We start from the raw sequence: 15,169 nt of genomic DNA on the forward strand, positions 1-15,169 counted from the left end.
TGAATAACTTCTTAAATATATCTTAGGATTTTCGAATTGCTTCCTTCTCTTTTCTTTGTATAGTTAATATATAACTCATCTAAAAAAAAGGAGAAATAAAAGATGAAAAAAGTATTATCACTTATGGCTGTTGCAATTACATCTGTAACAATGATGTTTGCAAATGTGGAAATCAATTTACGTGTTTTTGGAGATTTTCCGACTTTCAAAGGCTCTGAAAAATTTTTAACAACCACATATGACACAAAAACAAGTTTCGTTGACATTGGACTTGAATTGGAAACAAACTTCTGGATTATTCATCCATGGCTTTTAGACATTGGTGTAAACACAGCACTTGATTTCGGAGGCGGTGTTTATCAGAGCAAAATTGCAGATGTAACAAATACAGAAGGACAGGCAACAATAGGCTTTTCTATAGCACCTGCTGTTCAGATAAATTTTGCTGAGCACCATTCTGCATTTTTTGCACCAGGCTTTAGATTTCCTGCAAGTGTAACAAAAATTGGTGGATATGGCGAAGAAAGTGAAAATACAAAATTTATCACATATCCAGAATTCACTCTGGATTTTGGTTATAAACTTTGGGCTGGAAATCATTTTGGATTCAATATCGGATACGAATTAGGTCTGCCACTTGGTTTCAAAGTTAATAACTCAGAATATAAATGGGATTCTATGTACTCTAACAAAATTTATCTTGGATTCTGTACAAATATAGGCAAACGCTACACCGGCACAGAATTTGACGAATAATTTTATTAAATTAATTTAAAAGAATGTTTTAGCCGTCATTTATCACAAGTGACGGCTTTTTTTATCAAAAAAAAAAATATATGATTTTCAACTGGAAGAGTGAAATTACTTTCCTGAGGATTTCTGCGGAAAACTAATTTTTCTTCAAAAATTCCGCTTCGTCATCATTGCAGAGGCGGCCGGCTGGCAGGCGGAGGTTCAGGTGGAAAACGTGAACTGCCCAGTCATCGGAAGGCTGTCCGTAAACGTGGTATTCTGATTTTACACCACGGGACAAAAAGACTTCGTGCAGGGGCTTTGCCTGAGCATAAAGAAAATCATTCGGGGCAGTCATTACGAATACCGGAGGAAAGCTTGAAGTGATATATTTCTGAACATCAAGACGCTCAATATTTTTCTTTATTTTACGGTTAGAACCAAGGTATGAAACTAAAATCGGTTTTGCACCTTCATCAGTTTTTCCGTCCTTAACAAGAATACACAAAGCACTGTTCAGACAGACTGCACGCGGAATAAAAGACGGTACTTCAAAATCCTTTGCAAAAAGTCTTGCGTAATCAGGATTTGAAAGAATAGTCGTGTAGTTCAAGGCAAGCTGGCCGCCCGCACTGTCACCAACAATATAGATACGCTCGCGGTCAAAATTAAACTCTTCACAATTCGTCAAAACCCATTTTGTAACGTTATTGATATCCACAAGAGGGGCTGGATAGAGATTTTCCGGACAAAGGCGGTAATTAAAAACGACTACTGCAAAGCCCCGTTCCGCCATATCAGCCGAATAAAGTCCGTAAAGCTCTTTATCACCATAGAAAAAGCCGCCGCCGTGAATATTTATGATTACAGGAAGCTTTCCTTCTGCATTTTTAGGAGTGTAAACACAAAGAAGATTATCTTTTCCGTGAGAACCGTAAGAAATATTATCACAGATATTTACTTTATCAGAAATTGTAAGGCCGGCATCGCGTTTTGCATCACCTTCAGCCCACTGTCTGCGTATTTTGTTTGCTATTATTTTATGAATTGGGTTTGTCATAATATTAATTATGGATGCAAAATTTGATATAATCAATAAAAGATATGAAGAAATCATTTTTATTTATTGCAATACTAACATTCTGCTCTGCAATGTCTTTTGCAAGCATTGAATTAAGCCCAAGATTATTCGGCCAGGCTTTATTTACAAAATATGAAACAACGGGATACAGCGAAGATTTTACAGTCACAGATTTTGGAGCAGAAGTTCAGGGACAATTCTGGCTGGTAAAGAACAGTATCTTTGACTTTGGTCTTTTTGCAGGAATAGATTTAGGAGCAGGCCTGTTTAAAATTGACTCTGTAGAAAATGACCAGTATCTGGATTGGAGTAGCGGACAATTTATAACTTCGGTTTCAACAAGTGAGCAATACGCACAATTCACTTTAGGAGCCTCTCTTGCGCCCGCAATTCAACTTACCTTTGCACATATGCATTCTATTGCAGTATCAGCAGGCTTCAGAGCTGCTTACACAAGAATGGCAGTTTCTAAAAACGAAACCTCATCAACAATTTCCTTCTTTGTTCCGGAATTTTCTGCAGAAGCCGCTTACAAATTATGGCTTTGGGAAAATCTGTCGCTTACAGCAGGATATAAATATGTTCTTCCCCTCAGTATCTTAAAATCTGATGGTAAAATCTCTTTTGATACGGCAAGCGGGCACAGAATATTCGCAGGAATAAGCTGGAGAGTTTTAAATTAGTCTAATCTTGACTTTCCGCATGATTTTTGGCAAAATACGCTTAATTATGAACGCAAAACTTCTAGTCACAGTCGTAACAGTCCTCGTCCTTAAGGTTTTCAGATAAACCGGAAGATTTGTTATATAGTGATTAGAAAAACATAAACACTGATATAAGAAAAGGCTTTCCGGTAAAAGGAAAGCCTTTTTTGTTATATAAATAATTTCCGCTTTGACCGGCGGGCTTACACAGGAGTGCATATGAAACAGACAGGCGCACAGATTATCGTAAAACTTTTGGAAATGTACGGAATCGACACGGTGGCAGGTATTCCGGGAGGTTCTATCCTTCCGCTTTATGACGAACTTAACAGAAGCTCTATCCACCACGTCCTAGTGCGCCAGGAGCAGGCTGCGGGCTTTATTGCCCAGGGAATTGCCCGAACTACAGGTAAGCCTGCGGTTTGTATGGCAACAAGCGGCCCGGGCGCTATGAACCTTTTGACTGCAATTGCAGATGCCCGCTGTGACTCTATTCCTATTATTGCGATTACCGGCCAGGTAAACACCTATCTTTTGGGAACAGATGCCTTCCAGGAGGCTGACACTTTTGGGCTTTCCCTTCCAATCACAAAACATTCAGTAATGGTAAAATCGGCGGCTGAGCTTTTGACTGTAATTCCTCAGGCTTTTGAAATTGCGGTAAACGGCCGTCCGGGCCCGGTTTTGATTGACGTTCCGCGCGACATTCAGCTGCAGGAAATTGAATTTGATGCCTGGCCTGATATTCAGAGCATAAAACTGCATGATATCCGTTTCCATACTCCGGCTAACGAATATGCCCAGAAAATGGATTTGATTACAGACGCACTGGTTAAGGCTCGACGCCCGGTTCTCTATTGCGGAGGAGGCTGTAACAGTCCTGCTGCAGCAGAGGGGCTTGCTGCATTTTTGAAGAGTTACCGTCTGCCGGTTGTTTCAAGTTTAATGGGAATCGGCTGTATTCCGGAAAGCTCTGAGAACTGGATTGGCATGGTTGGTATGCACGGAAGCTATGCCGCTAACCTTGCCATGCACGATTCAGACCTTGTTATTGCAGCTGGTGTTCGTTTTGATGACCGCGCCACAGGAGTTGTAAAAAAGTTCTGCCCGGATGCAAAAATTGTTCACATTGATGTTGATGCGGCAGAAGTAAATAAGATTCTTGAAGCAAATATTGCGGTTGTTGCAGATGTTGAATCGGTTTTCCCGGTTTTAGTTCAGTTGAGTTCTGAAAAGCAGGAAAAATACGGTGCTGCATGGCAGGAGGCAGAAGCCCGCGCCGTTTGGCTTGAAAAAATCCGTAATATAAAGAAGGAAAATGATTCTATTACCTGTGGCCGTCCAAACGACGCAAAACTTACAAATCCACGCGAATTTATAAGTTCGGTTCCTGCTCTTGCAGAAAAAGCTGGAATTAAGGCCAGCGATATTATCGTTACAACAGATGTTGGCCAGCACCAGATGTGGGCGGCACAGTATTACCCGGTTGAAAAGCCTCGCACCTTCCTTACTTCAGGAAGCCTTGGAACAATGGGTTTTGGTCTGCCAGCCGCAATCGGTTCTGCAATCGCAAATCCAGACAAGCGCACAGTTTGCTTCAGCGGCGACGGTTCTATCATGATGAACATTCAGGAGCTTGCAACTCTTGCAGAAAATAACCTTCCAGTAACAGTTATCGTTTTCCAGAACGGAACTTTGGGTATGGTTTACCAGCAGCAGAAATACCTCTTTGACAAAAACTACAGCGCCTCAGTTTTCGGCCACCAGCCAGACCTGCTCGCCATCGCAAAAGGTTTTGGAATTGAAACCGCCGATGCCGACAGCGACCCTGACTGGTACAAAAAAGCCTTCGATGCCAAGCGCGCCAACAAGCCATGCTTTGTCCGCGTTAGCGTAGGCCACGAAGAAGACGTATTACCATTCGTTCCAGGCGGAAAGGCTAATATTGACAGTATCAGGGATTAATTTGCATAAAATGTCAGCTTTTGCAGAGCAAAAGCTGATGCTGCGGTTAGGAGAACTTTAATATAAAGTGATTTTTTAACCGTAGCAGGAATTAAGGAAAATTTTAATGTCAACTTTTGCAATGCAAAAGTTGATGCTGCTGTTACCAGAACTTGCAAATTTATGAATAATTTTTAACAACAGCAGAAATTAAATTCTGAGTGTTCTTTTATATAGAAACTCTCGGAACTTTTTGTTATCATACAAGCAACATTTTCATTTTACTTGGAGGAGATTATGAAAAAAGTATTGCTTGGTGTGTGTGCCGCTTTGATGGCTGCGGCATTCGTGTCTTGCGGCGGAGAAAAAGCTGCCGTAGTAAAAATCGGTGTTTTTGAACCAGCTTCTGGTGATAACGGAGCCGGCGGAAAACAGGAAACTTTGGGTATTCAGTACGCTAATTCGGTTACTCCAACCGTTAATATTGCCGGAAAAGAGTACAAAGTTCAGCTTGAAATCGTAGATAACGAATCTTCAAACGATAAAGCCGTAACTGCAGCTTCTGAACTTATTTCAAAAGGCGTTTCTGTAGTTCTTGGTTCTTACGGTTCTGGCGTTTCAATCGCTGCCAGCGATACTTTTGCAGCTGCTAACGTTCCTGCAATTGGTGTTACATGTACAAACCCACAGGTTACACTTGGTAACGAACACTACTTCCGCATCTGCTTCCTCGATCCATTCCAGGGAACTGTTCTTGCAAACCTCGCAGCTGATAAATTCGCTGCTAAAAAAGCATATTGTCTTTCTAAGCTCGGTGACGACTACTCGGGCGGACTTGTAAAATACTTTGTTGAAGCTTTCAAAAAGCTCGGCGGTGAAGTTGTAGAAGAAACTTTCCCGGACGGAACTTCTGACTTTGCAGCATACGTTGCAAACGCTAAAAAAACTGGTGCAGACGTATTCTTCAGCCCAGTTTCAATTGAAGCCGCTGCCCTCATCATTGAGCAGGCTAACACACAGGGTATGACACTTCCTATCCTTGCAGGTGATACATGGGACTCTAACGTTGTTCTTGCACAGGCTAAGGGAACAAAAGTTCAGATTTATGTAACAACATTCTTCGTTGAAGGTTCTTCAGATCCAAAAGTTACTTCATTCGTTGACGGTTTCCGCGGATATTTGAACGCAAACGCAACTGCTAAAACAAACAACGGTGGTGATGACGAAATCGCTGCAGTTTCTGCAATGGGATTCGACGTTTACTACACAGCTTTGGAAGCTCTTAAAGCTGCAGGAAGCACAAAAGGCGCTGACGTAATGAAGGCTCTTCCTTCTGTTACTTACGAAGGTGTTTCTGGCGCAATCGCATTCGACCAGAACGGCGACGCAGTCCGCGACGTAGCTTACGTTAAGAAAGTAAACAACGAAACTGGTAAATGGGACTTCGTAGCTCAGCAGAGCGTTAAATAAATTAAAAGGGAGAAGTCTCTCCCTCCGGCGGCACTTCGTTGCCGCCTACCCTCTCTGCGGGCTCAAACGCCGCCCGCAACGCCCGCTTATTCCCCTCTGTTTCTTTTGCCTTTTTACAAAAAAGTGTTATAATTAAATTGTGTTAGCAGTAAATATTACTCAAGACATTTACAATATTGTTTTAGGGCTGATTGTTTTTCTTTCCATTTTTGCAAGCCATATAAATGAAACAAATCATGACGATTTAAATAATCTTCACAGATGGTTTCATTATATGATGTTATTAAACATCCTTATGTCTGTCTCAGACATTTTCGTCATGACTTTTAATGGCAATTCACGCCCCATTAATCACATAATTCTGCCAATAGCACTTTTTATTTATTACGGTCTTGGCTTTATTCTGTTGGGGATTATGTTCATAGAACTGAAAATATTTCTGGACAGAGTTAATAAACTAAAATACTGTAAAAAAATATTTTTCAGAATCATAATCCTTTCCACAGCCGTTTTACTTATCCTGCTGATTCTGACACCTTTCAAAAAGGTCCTTTACCAGATTGATGAAAATAACATTTATTCCCGGGCACATCATTTCTACCTGATTGGAATAGTTCAGCTTGTATTATACGCAAACCTGATTTTTTACATGCTGGTAAACAGAAGAACAATTGGAAGAACAAAGGTTTCCATTACCATAAGCTTTATTTTTATTCCTCAGCTTGCAGAAATCATCCAGTTTTTAATTCCGGGCTTATCTGTCATTAACACAGGATACTCAATTGTTTTCCTGATTATGTTTATTTTCAATAACAGTTTTTCAAATAAGGAACTAATAACAACAGAGCTGAAACTTTCTGAAAAGGAAAATGAAATTTTCAATCAGACAACACAGCTGGAAAAGAGCAAATCCCTTATCATCAAGATGCAGGATCACACAATCGAAAGCCTTTCCAACCTTGTTGAAAACCGTGACGAAGACACAGGTGAACATGTTATCCGCACAATGACTTATGTAGAATTACTTGCCATTCAGCTGATGAAAAAAAATCTCTTTTCTGAAACAATTACACCCCGCTATATAAGATATTTAAAACGCGCCGCACCTATGCATGACATAGGAAAAATCGTTGTTCCGGATGCAATCCTTAAAAAGCCTGCCCGTTTTACTGAAGAAGAATTCAATCAGATGAAAAGGCACGCAACAGAGGGCGGAAGAATAGTTCACGAAATTCTTGACGGTTATGAAGAGCCGGAATATATTCAAATTACAACCGATATTGCCGCTCATCATCACGAAAGATGGGATGGAAGCGGCTACCCTGATAAGCTTTCCGGTGAAGAAATTCCACTCAGCGCAAGAATTATGGCTCTGGCAGATGTTTTTGACGCTCTTGTTTCAGAACGAATCTATAAAGAACCTATGACTTATGAAGAAGCCTTTAAAATCATTGAAGATGGAAAAGGAAGTCACTTTGATCCTGTTATTGCACAGGAATTTTTGAACATAAAGGAAAAAATAGTAAAGGTTAATGAAAGCTTTAAATCTAAGGTAAATTCCAATAAGGCTTAGCGGCAAACCTTCCCCTAAATCCCCCTTTTTTTCATCATCATTTTTCTATATAATTACAAAGATATTTTAAAATTATAGGAAAAAGTGATGGATTTTTTACAAAATAACCTTCCTTATATTCTTGCCGGCATTTCTACGGGCGGACAGTACGCGCTCATAGCAATCGGTTACACAATGGTTTACGGTATCCTGCGCTTAATCAACTTTGCGCATGGTGACGTTTTTATGGCTGCGGGTCTTATTATGATTTATTCCTACAGCGTTATGCCTCTCTGGGTTTCAATTCCTTTTACAATCATTCTGACAGTTCTGCTTGGATTTGCAGTTGAACGCATTGCCTATAAGCCTCTGCGCACAGCTCCCCGCATGTCAATTATGATTTCCGCAATCGGTATGAGCTATCTTTTGCAGAACCTTGCCCTTTATGTAACAGGCGGTCTTCTTAAAAAATATCCGACAATCCCATGGATCAGCGATTCAATCACAATCGCCGGTGCAATCACAAAGCGGGTTACAATTATCACTCCATTTTTGACTATTCTTCTGGTTGTAGCCCTTGTTCTTCTGATTAATCATACAAAAATCGGAATGGCAATGCGTGCCGTTTCCAAGGATTTTGAAACAGCCCAGCTTATGGGAATTAAAATCGACTCGGTTATTTCCATGACCTTTATCATCGGTTCCTTCCTTGCGGCAGTCGGTTCAATCCTCTTTTTCAGTAACTACCCGGGAGTTACCCCTACAGTCGGCGGTATGCCTGGCTTAAAGGCCTTTGTTGCGGCAGTATTCGGCGGAATCGGTTCCATTCCGGGCGCTGTAATCGGTGCCTTTTTAATCGGTATCTGCGAAAACATCATCAAGGGTGTGGGCCTTACAACCTTCAGCGATGCCTTTACCTTTGTTCTCTTGATTTGTGTTCTTATGTTTATGCCGACCGGTATCTTCGGTGAAAAAGTTACCGACAAAGTTTAATCAAACCGGAGAAATCAGATGGAAAAAATAAGTTTTAAAGATAAAAAATATCAGATAATCAGCTGGGGACTTTTGGTGCTTCTTTTTGCCTTTGTTGCAGTTCTTGAAGCAATCGTTCCTCCAACCCACATTCTCTTCACCGTACTTAAAAAAGGTGCAATCTACGCCCTTGTTGCCGTTTCAATGAACCTTTTGAACGGTTTTACAGGCCTTTTCAGTCTTGGTCAGGCAGGTTTTATGCTGCTGGGCGCCTACACTTACGCAATTTTTACAATCCCTGTAAGTGCCCGTGCCCAGGTTTACCAGTATTTTGACGGAGGAGCAATCCAATTTACAATTCCTGTTTTTGCAGCCCTGATTCTTGCAGGCCTTGTTGCAGCCTTTTTTGCATATTTAATCGGACTTCCAGTTCTTCACTTAAAGTCTGACTACCTTGCAATTGCAACTCTTGGTTTTGCAGAAATCATCCGCGCCATTTTCCAGTGGGATAAGCTTGGTGTAATCACAAACGGTTCAAACCTTTTGCGTAAATATCCGGTTTTCCGCTCGACCCTCTTTTACTTTGCGGTAAGCGGAATCTGTATTGCAATCATCATGCTTTTGATTAATTCAACTTACGGACGCGCCTTCAAGGCCATCCGCGATGATGAAGTTGCGGCAGAAGCAATGGGAATCAACCTTGCAAAACACAAGCAGCTTTCTTTTACAATCAGCTCTTTCTTTGCAGGAATCTCAGGAGCCCTTCTTGCCATGTTCCAGACAACAATTCAGGCCAGCCAGTTCAAATCGGCAATGACCTACGAAATCCTTCTGATTGTCGTAATCGGCGGTATCGGAAGCGTTACAGGCAGCTGCATTGCATCCTTCCTCTTTATTGCCTGCTCTGAATGGTGGCTGCGCTTCTTAGACAACGCAAACCTCAACTTTACATCTCTTCAGATTCTTCGTCCGGGCTTCCGCAAGGTTGTATTCTCGGTTGTAATCATGCTGATTGTACTTTTCTACCAGAAGGGAATTATGGGCGAGCACGAATTTTCGCTTGCCGGAATAGTAAAAAGATTAAAGGCAATAAAAGCAAAATCTCCTTTTAAGGGACGAAAAAATCCTGATTTCAAGGAGGTAAGATAATGGCAGATTTAGAAAAAGTTCTTGAAATGAAAAACATCACAATGCAGTTTGGCGGCGTTGTGGCAGTAAATAATCTTTCACTTAATGTAAATAAGGGCGAAATTGTTTCGCTGATTGGTCCTAACGGAGCCGGAAAAACAACCGCCTTCAACGTTGTAACCGGTGTTTACGCTCCTACAAACGGCGCAGTTTACTTTAACGGTAAGGAAATTGTAGAAAACTTCCCTGCCGGAAAAATGAAAAAGCTTTACGCAGGAACTAACCGCGGCGACTACACAAAACGCCTTGAACCAACTCCTGATGTAATTACAAAACTTGGAATTGCGCGCACTTTCCAGAATATCCGTCTGTGGAAGAGCCAGACTGTTTTTACAAACGTTCTGATTGCAAAACACATGCGTAAAACAAGCAATATTTTTACGGCAACCTTCCGTCTGAATGCAAAGGAAGAAAAAAAGCAGCGCCAGGAAACTGAAGAGCTTTTGAAAATCCTGGGACTTTACGAGGTTCGCAACGAGCTTTGTACTTCACTTCCATACGGACTTCAGCGCCGCCTGGAAATTGCCCGCGCCCTTGCCACAAATCCAAGCCTTCTTTTGCTTGATGAACCGGCAGCCGGCATGAACCCTCAGGAAACTGCAGAACTTACAGACTTTATCAGAAAAATCCGCGATGATTTCCACCTTACAGTCTTTATGATTGAACACCATATGGACCTTGTAATGGACATTTCTGACCGCATTTACGTTTTGAACTTTGGAGCTTTGATTGCTCAGGGAACTCCGGAAGAAATTCAGAATAATCCTGAAGTTATTTCGGCATATCTTGGTGAAAGCGACAATGAAACTGACGAGGGGGAAGCAAATGCTTAAAATATCTGATTTACATGTATCATACGGCGGAATTAAGGCCCTTCGCGGAATCAACCTTGAAGTTCCTGACGGAAAAATCGTAACTTTGATTGGCGCAAACGGAGCCGGAAAATCAACTCTCCTCCGTTCTATAAGCGGACTTGTAAAACCTCAGGAAGGTTCTATCAGACTTGATAACAAAGAGCTGATCTGGAGCCCTATTAATAAAATCTGTGCAGAAGGAATTGCCCTTTCTCCGGAAGGCCGCCACGTCTTTTCAGATCTGACAGTTCTTGAAAATCTTATGATTGGCGCTTACCTCCGTAACGACAAGGAAACCATTCAGAAGGACCTTGAATGGATTTATGAGCTTTTCCCACGTTTGAAGGAAAGAAGCTGGCAGTTTGCGGGAACTCTTTCCGGCGGTGAACAGCAGATGCTGGCCGTTGGACGCGCCCTTATGAGCCGCCCTAAAGTTCTTATGCTTGATGAGCCTTCTCTTGGCCTTGCACCGCTTATCGTTCAGCAGATTTTTGACATCATCCGCGAAATCAACAAAAAAGGCGTTACAATTCTTCTTGTTGAGCAGAACGCTAACATGGCTCTTAAAACTGCCGACATCGCCTATGTCCTTGAAACCGGCGAAATCGTTCTTCAGGGAAGCGGAAAAGAACTTCTTGAAAATCCGACAGTACGCGAAGCATATTTAGGAAAGAAAAAGTAAGTGTCTTTAAACTGTAACGAAATCAACCTTGTTTTAAGCGAACTGAATCTGCAGGGGGCTTTTATTCAGGACATAATCCAGCCGGGTTATGACACTCTTGCCTTTTACACCTACAAAGAAGGGACTGCAAAAACAGTCCTGATTTGTACGGCTCAGAATTCGGTGCGCATAAATGAAACAAGGCGCAAAATTACAAAAAATCCCAAGCCGCTGCGCTTTATGGAATTCCTTAAGTCAAAAATAAAGGGATGCCGCATAAATACCTGTGCCCAGATTGGTCTTGAACGCGTTATTAAAATGGAGCTTTCTCATTCGGACGAGGAGCGCTTTAATATGTACATCCGTCTGTGGAACAATGCAGCAAACGTAATTTTGTGTGACCAAAATGATTTTGTTTTAGATTCCATGTTCCGCAGGCCGGAACGATACGAAATGAAGGGCGAAACCTTTATTCCCCCTGCCGTGATTGAAGAAAAGCTGAAAGAGGCGGAAGAAAGATTCCCGGTAAGAGAGTGGGAAGGGGAATCTTTCAATTCTTATATCGACTACTGGTACTCCGAGCACGCAGACAACCTTAGCCGCGAGTCACTTCTGGAAAAGGCTGAAAAATGGTATGAAAGCGTAAAATCCAAGCGGGAAAACGCCCTCAATAACCTTTTGAACAAGCAGGAAGATTTTAAGAACGCGCCTCAGCTTAAGCATCAGGGCGATTTGATTATGTCTTACGGACACCTGATTGACGGCTCTTCAAAATACCTGGAATGCGAGGACTACGAAAGCGGAAAAACCGTGCGGCTTTTGATTGACCCCAAGAAATCTGCTCAGGAAAATGCGGCAGAATACTATAAAAATTACAAGAAGGCTGTGAGCGGGGCAGAAGAGCTGGAACACGACATTCAGATTGCCCGCCTGCAGCTGGAAAAGCTTGAAAAACAGTATGCGGATATTAAGGCAGAAAAAAATCCTGTAAAAATAGAACAGATGCTGCGCCGGGATTCTACGCCTGTTCAGAAACAGAAGAAAACTCACCCTGGACTGGAATACACCGTAAACGGCTGGCTGATTTATGTTGGCCGCGACGCTAACGAAAATGATGAGCTTTTGCGCCGTCACGTTCGCGGGGAAGACTTGTGGCTGCATGTACGTGATTTTGCAGGCGGCTACGTTTTTATTAAGGCCCAAAAAAACAAAACCGTACCTCTGGATATTCTTCTGGACGCTGGAAATCTTGCGGTTTACTATTCAAAGGCTCGAAATAATACCAAAGTTGATTTATACTATACTCATGTAAAATATTTACGCAGGGCAAAGAATGGTCCAAAAGGTCTTGTAATCCCAACGCAGGAAAAGAATCTCTGCATAAGTCCTGATAAAGAAAGGCTTTCAAGACTTGATTTTTTACACGAAGAAGCGCAGTTATAACTTTTGGCTTAGAGGGGGAAGCAAAAAAAATGACGGCACAGGAAAAACGCAACTTAAAATATTCTAACATCAGCACCTGGAAATTTTCTGCTGTAAGTCCTTATTTTAATCTTTTAGGACGGGCAAGAACTTTTTTTCCGGCCTGGCACTTTATTTTTTCTGTAACCCATAATTTTTTCTTCTTACAGCAGCGTCAGGTTTTACATCTGACCCACCGTCCCGTAATTAACGTGCAGACTTCCCTGGACGACAAAATTCCATTTGAGCCGTCAAAAGTAAACACATACCTGGGCTTTATTCCTTTTTTTGTAAAGCCTTTTGACATGATGATTAAACGCCTGGGCTACAAAAAGGCAGCTCCGTATATCCGCCAGAACCTGCGTGCCCTGACAAAAACCTACAAAAGCGCCTCTTCAATTTACCGCTTTTCCATGACAACAACGGACAGACCTCACTATAAGGAAGACGCTGCCTTCAAGGCAATTCACGCCGCAGACCCTCACCTGCTCTGCGTTCCTAGCCTTCACGTTTCTATCTGCGCGGTAACTTACGCCTGGTACAAGGCTTTTTTTGAAAAAGGAATTAAGAGCGGCCTTTTTACTAAGGAAGAAGCAGACCGCCGCCTTGCAGAAATCAAGGCCCAGGCAATTGCAATTATAGAAAGCGTTCTTTTTGTAAAGCAGCACAGCGTAAACTGCATTCCAACCGCCCTTTACATGATTACAGCGGTTTTTGGCGATGATTTTTTCTCTGCCGAAGACGCAGTTTTCTTTATTGAAGAGCTTTTTAAGAAGAGCGGTGAAATCGACTCTGCAACCCGGGAAGAAATTCTAGACTACTTTACAAGCCTTTACGAGCGAAACCTTCTTGAAAACAGTTTCAACGAAAGCTGGCAGGATTCCATCAAAAACTGGCTGGAAGATTTCGCCCAAAAGACGGGGCAGTCGCTGTAATTAATTAGTATTATTCAATACACTTTTCCAATATCTTATAACGTTTTCCCATTTTTCAGAAAAACCAGTAAAATTATCATAATAATCTACGACATTATAATCATCATCTACATTTTGAGTCGCAATAGTAATTCCAAAATAAGGATTAAGATTTTCAACATTAACAGTTTCACCACTGATAAAATCTGTTCCATAACTCAGATACCACTGGCCAGCAGTCACATCACCCCATGTATGATTTGAATTAACTTTGCCAGCTTTTCTTCCTGCATAAGCATATACAATCAGTTTATCTTCTCCGTGTGCAAGGAGTTCTTGTAAATTAGTAGCAGCATCCGTTAATTCCTCATAATTCGACATATTAATATTCGCCGTGTTTTCAAGAATGTTTTTTACAAAAAAGCCCAGATCATTCAAAAATACATAAGTTCCCTGATAGGCAATACCTTTACAGGCATTATAATCAACTTTATTCTGATACAAATAATTTGTAAAAATTGCCTGATTATCCGCTTCTGACATATGCATAAGTCCATCAGCCAGAGCATCTACGGCATTTTTCAACGCCTTAACCTTTGAAGGGGAAAGGCTGAATAAAGTCTGTGTGTACATAGAACAGCCAGATGCCCAATGAGCTTCAGAATCCGTTTTAGGACAATCCACAGGCTCTCCCCCCCAGGAACGACAGTATTCACAAACAAAGTTTCTTCCTAAATCAATAGGTTTGTAAGCACTGTTCATATATTTAAAAAGGTAAGTATAGTCATGGCTATAGGCATTTGCCGGAGAAGCAACAAAATAATCTGCATAACCCGAAAGACAGTTTACAATTTCGCAGCTTGATTCAAGACAAACATCAAAGCAAAGAAGGTTTATTTTTGAAGAGCCTGTATAGCCGGAGTCAGTAAGTGCATTCGTTACGTTCTTACAGGTTAAATCCGCACCATATCTTTTGCTACCCAAAACATTTGATTCATCACAGCATAGACTTCTTGAAGAAGACAAATCATCCCTGTATGTTTCCTTCCAGACTCCAGCGCCGTGATCAGATAACACAAGAATTGTATTTTTTGCTTTATAAGTTCTGTTTGCCCATGAAAGGAATTTCGTAAGAGTTGTTTCTGACGCCATATCAGGTTCTTTTTCAAGCCAGCCAAGTGTTGAAGTCAAATCTTTTGTATTTTTGCTTATGCAAAATCCTTCTGGCTTGGGTTCAAGTCTTTCTGTTTCCTTGTACTGCTTTTTTAATTCATAATCTGCGCCAAGCTCAAAAACAGCACCATCCGGATGAAGTCTCGTAACCTTGCCATCTGCTGTATCTTTATATCCATCCCACAAGACAATAAAACGAACACTTGGATACTCTTCATTCTGCTCATTTACAGCAGGACTCCCGTCCTCATTCCTCATAAATGCAAGGGCACACTCAAGTTCCCTCATATTCGTATAAATATCATCATTTAAAGGAATATCATCCGCATCAAAATAAAAAAGACAAAGCCAGTCACTTTCAGCCCGGCTGTCTGAGTCACCAGAAGAGTTCAATGCACACGAAAGATTCAGCAACAAAGCAAAAAGTATAAAAATAAAATAAAAAGATTTTTTCAAAGGGGAG

Annotated in this window: 13 protein-coding genes; 11 read left to right on the plus strand and 2 right to left on the minus strand. The window is 41.4% G+C overall.

All coding sequences use genetic code 11. The features are described 5' to 3' along the window. Positions 1 to 102 precede the first annotated feature (102 nt). Positions 103 to 756 carry a hypothetical protein gene (locus MSI_RS01980; protein ID WP_009103119.1) on the plus strand — a complete coding sequence of 218 codons (654 nt, stop codon included), beginning with the start codon at positions 103 to 105 and terminating at the stop codon, positions 754 to 756. A 133-nt stretch (positions 757 to 889) separates the two neighbouring features. On the opposite strand, the gene MSI_RS01985 is transcribed toward MSI_RS01980, so the two are convergent. Continuing rightward, entirely contained in the window at positions 890 to 1,792 is a 903-nt protein-coding gene (locus MSI_RS01985; protein ID WP_009103121.1) for an alpha/beta hydrolase, read from the minus strand. A 44-nt stretch (positions 1,793 to 1,836) separates the two neighbouring features. Between MSI_RS01985 and MSI_RS01990 the strand changes: the two genes are divergently transcribed. From MSI_RS01990 to MSI_RS02035, 10 genes are all read left to right on the plus strand, one after another. Further along, positions 1,837 to 2,496, plus strand: coding sequence for a hypothetical protein (locus MSI_RS01990; protein ID WP_009103124.1), 660 nt, complete (start codon positions 1,837 to 1,839; stop codon positions 2,494 to 2,496). 240 nt (positions 2,497 to 2,736) lie between these two features. Next, positions 2,737 to 4,482 carry a biosynthetic-type acetolactate synthase large subunit gene (gene ilvB / locus MSI_RS01995; RefSeq protein WP_009103128.1) on the plus strand — a complete coding sequence of 582 codons (1,746 nt, stop codon included), beginning with the start codon at positions 2,737 to 2,739 and terminating at the stop codon, positions 4,480 to 4,482. A gap of 276 nt (positions 4,483 to 4,758) precedes the next feature. Further along, complete coding sequence (locus tag MSI_RS02000) at positions 4,759 to 5,931, plus strand: ABC transporter substrate-binding protein (protein ID WP_009103129.1); 1,173 nt, start codon at positions 4,759 to 4,761, stop codon at positions 5,929 to 5,931. A gap of 139 nt (positions 5,932 to 6,070) precedes the next feature. After that, the gene (locus tag MSI_RS13755) at positions 6,071 to 7,504 is read left to right on the plus strand and encodes an HD-GYP domain-containing protein (RefSeq protein WP_009103131.1); all 1,434 of its coding nucleotides are present in this window, start codon (positions 6,071 to 6,073) and stop codon (positions 7,502 to 7,504) included. An 87-nt stretch (positions 7,505 to 7,591) separates the two neighbouring features. Then, positions 7,592 to 8,476 (plus strand): branched-chain amino acid ABC transporter permease, encoded by an 885-nt coding sequence (locus MSI_RS02010; protein ID WP_009103133.1) that lies wholly within the window; start codon positions 7,592 to 7,594, stop codon positions 8,474 to 8,476. Positions 8,477 to 8,494: 18 nt separating this feature from the next. Next, on the plus strand, positions 8,495 to 9,604 hold the full coding sequence (locus MSI_RS02015) for a branched-chain amino acid ABC transporter permease (protein WP_009103135.1): 1,110 nt from the start codon (positions 8,495 to 8,497) through the stop codon (positions 9,602 to 9,604). After that, positions 9,604 to 10,476, plus strand: coding sequence for an ABC transporter ATP-binding protein (locus MSI_RS02020; RefSeq protein ID WP_009103136.1), 873 nt, complete (start codon positions 9,604 to 9,606; stop codon positions 10,474 to 10,476). Before MSI_RS02015 ends, MSI_RS02020 begins: the two co-directional genes overlap by 1 nt. Continuing rightward, positions 10,469 to 11,179, plus strand: a complete 711-nt coding sequence (locus tag MSI_RS02025; protein WP_009103138.1) for an ABC transporter ATP-binding protein — start codon at positions 10,469 to 10,471, stop codon at positions 11,177 to 11,179. The genes MSI_RS02020 and MSI_RS02025 overlap by 8 nt, the downstream gene beginning before the upstream one ends. Continuing rightward, the gene (locus MSI_RS02030) at positions 11,180 to 12,601 is read left to right on the plus strand and encodes an NFACT RNA binding domain-containing protein (protein WP_009103139.1); all 1,422 of its coding nucleotides are present in this window, start codon (positions 11,180 to 11,182) and stop codon (positions 12,599 to 12,601) included. Positions 12,602 to 12,630: 29 nt separating this feature from the next. Continuing rightward, positions 12,631 to 13,554, plus strand: coding sequence for a hypothetical protein (locus MSI_RS02035; RefSeq protein ID WP_009103141.1), 924 nt, complete (start codon positions 12,631 to 12,633; stop codon positions 13,552 to 13,554). On the opposite strand, the gene MSI_RS02040 is transcribed toward MSI_RS02035, so the two are convergent. Then, entirely contained in the window at positions 13,555 to 15,162 is a 1,608-nt protein-coding gene (locus MSI_RS02040) for a clostripain-related cysteine peptidase (protein WP_009103143.1), read from the minus strand. Positions 15,163 to 15,169 lie beyond the last annotated feature (7 nt).

Source organism: Treponema sp. JC4, from assembly GCF_000260795.1.
GTDB lineage: Bacteria > Spirochaetota > Spirochaetia > Treponematales > Treponemataceae > Treponema_D.

What these genes read in the sequence shown, in the direction of transcription:
- MSI_RS01980 (WP_009103119.1), top strand. Translation starts at nt 103, where the DNA reads ATGAAAAAAGTATTATCACTTATGGCTGTTGCAATTACATCTGTAACA.
- MSI_RS01985 (WP_009103121.1), bottom strand. Translation starts at nt 1,792, where the DNA reads ATGACAAACCCAATTCATAAAATAATAGCAAACAAAATACGCAGACAG.
- MSI_RS01990 (WP_009103124.1), top strand. Translation starts at nt 1,837, where the DNA reads ATGAAGAAATCATTTTTATTTATTGCAATACTAACATTCTGCTCTGCA.
- ilvB (WP_009103128.1), top strand. Translation starts at nt 2,737, where the DNA reads ATGAAACAGACAGGCGCACAGATTATCGTAAAACTTTTGGAAATGTAC.
- MSI_RS02000 (WP_009103129.1), top strand. Translation starts at nt 4,759, where the DNA reads ATGAAAAAAGTATTGCTTGGTGTGTGTGCCGCTTTGATGGCTGCGGCA.
- MSI_RS02010 (WP_009103133.1), top strand. Translation starts at nt 7,592, where the DNA reads ATGGATTTTTTACAAAATAACCTTCCTTATATTCTTGCCGGCATTTCT.
- MSI_RS02015 (WP_009103135.1), top strand. Translation starts at nt 8,495, where the DNA reads ATGGAAAAAATAAGTTTTAAAGATAAAAAATATCAGATAATCAGCTGG.
- MSI_RS02020 (WP_009103136.1), top strand. Translation starts at nt 9,604, where the DNA reads ATGGCAGATTTAGAAAAAGTTCTTGAAATGAAAAACATCACAATGCAG.
- MSI_RS02025 (WP_009103138.1), top strand. Translation starts at nt 10,469, where the DNA reads ATGCTTAAAATATCTGATTTACATGTATCATACGGCGGAATTAAGGCC.
- MSI_RS02035 (WP_009103141.1), top strand. Translation starts at nt 12,631, where the DNA reads ATGACGGCACAGGAAAAACGCAACTTAAAATATTCTAACATCAGCACC.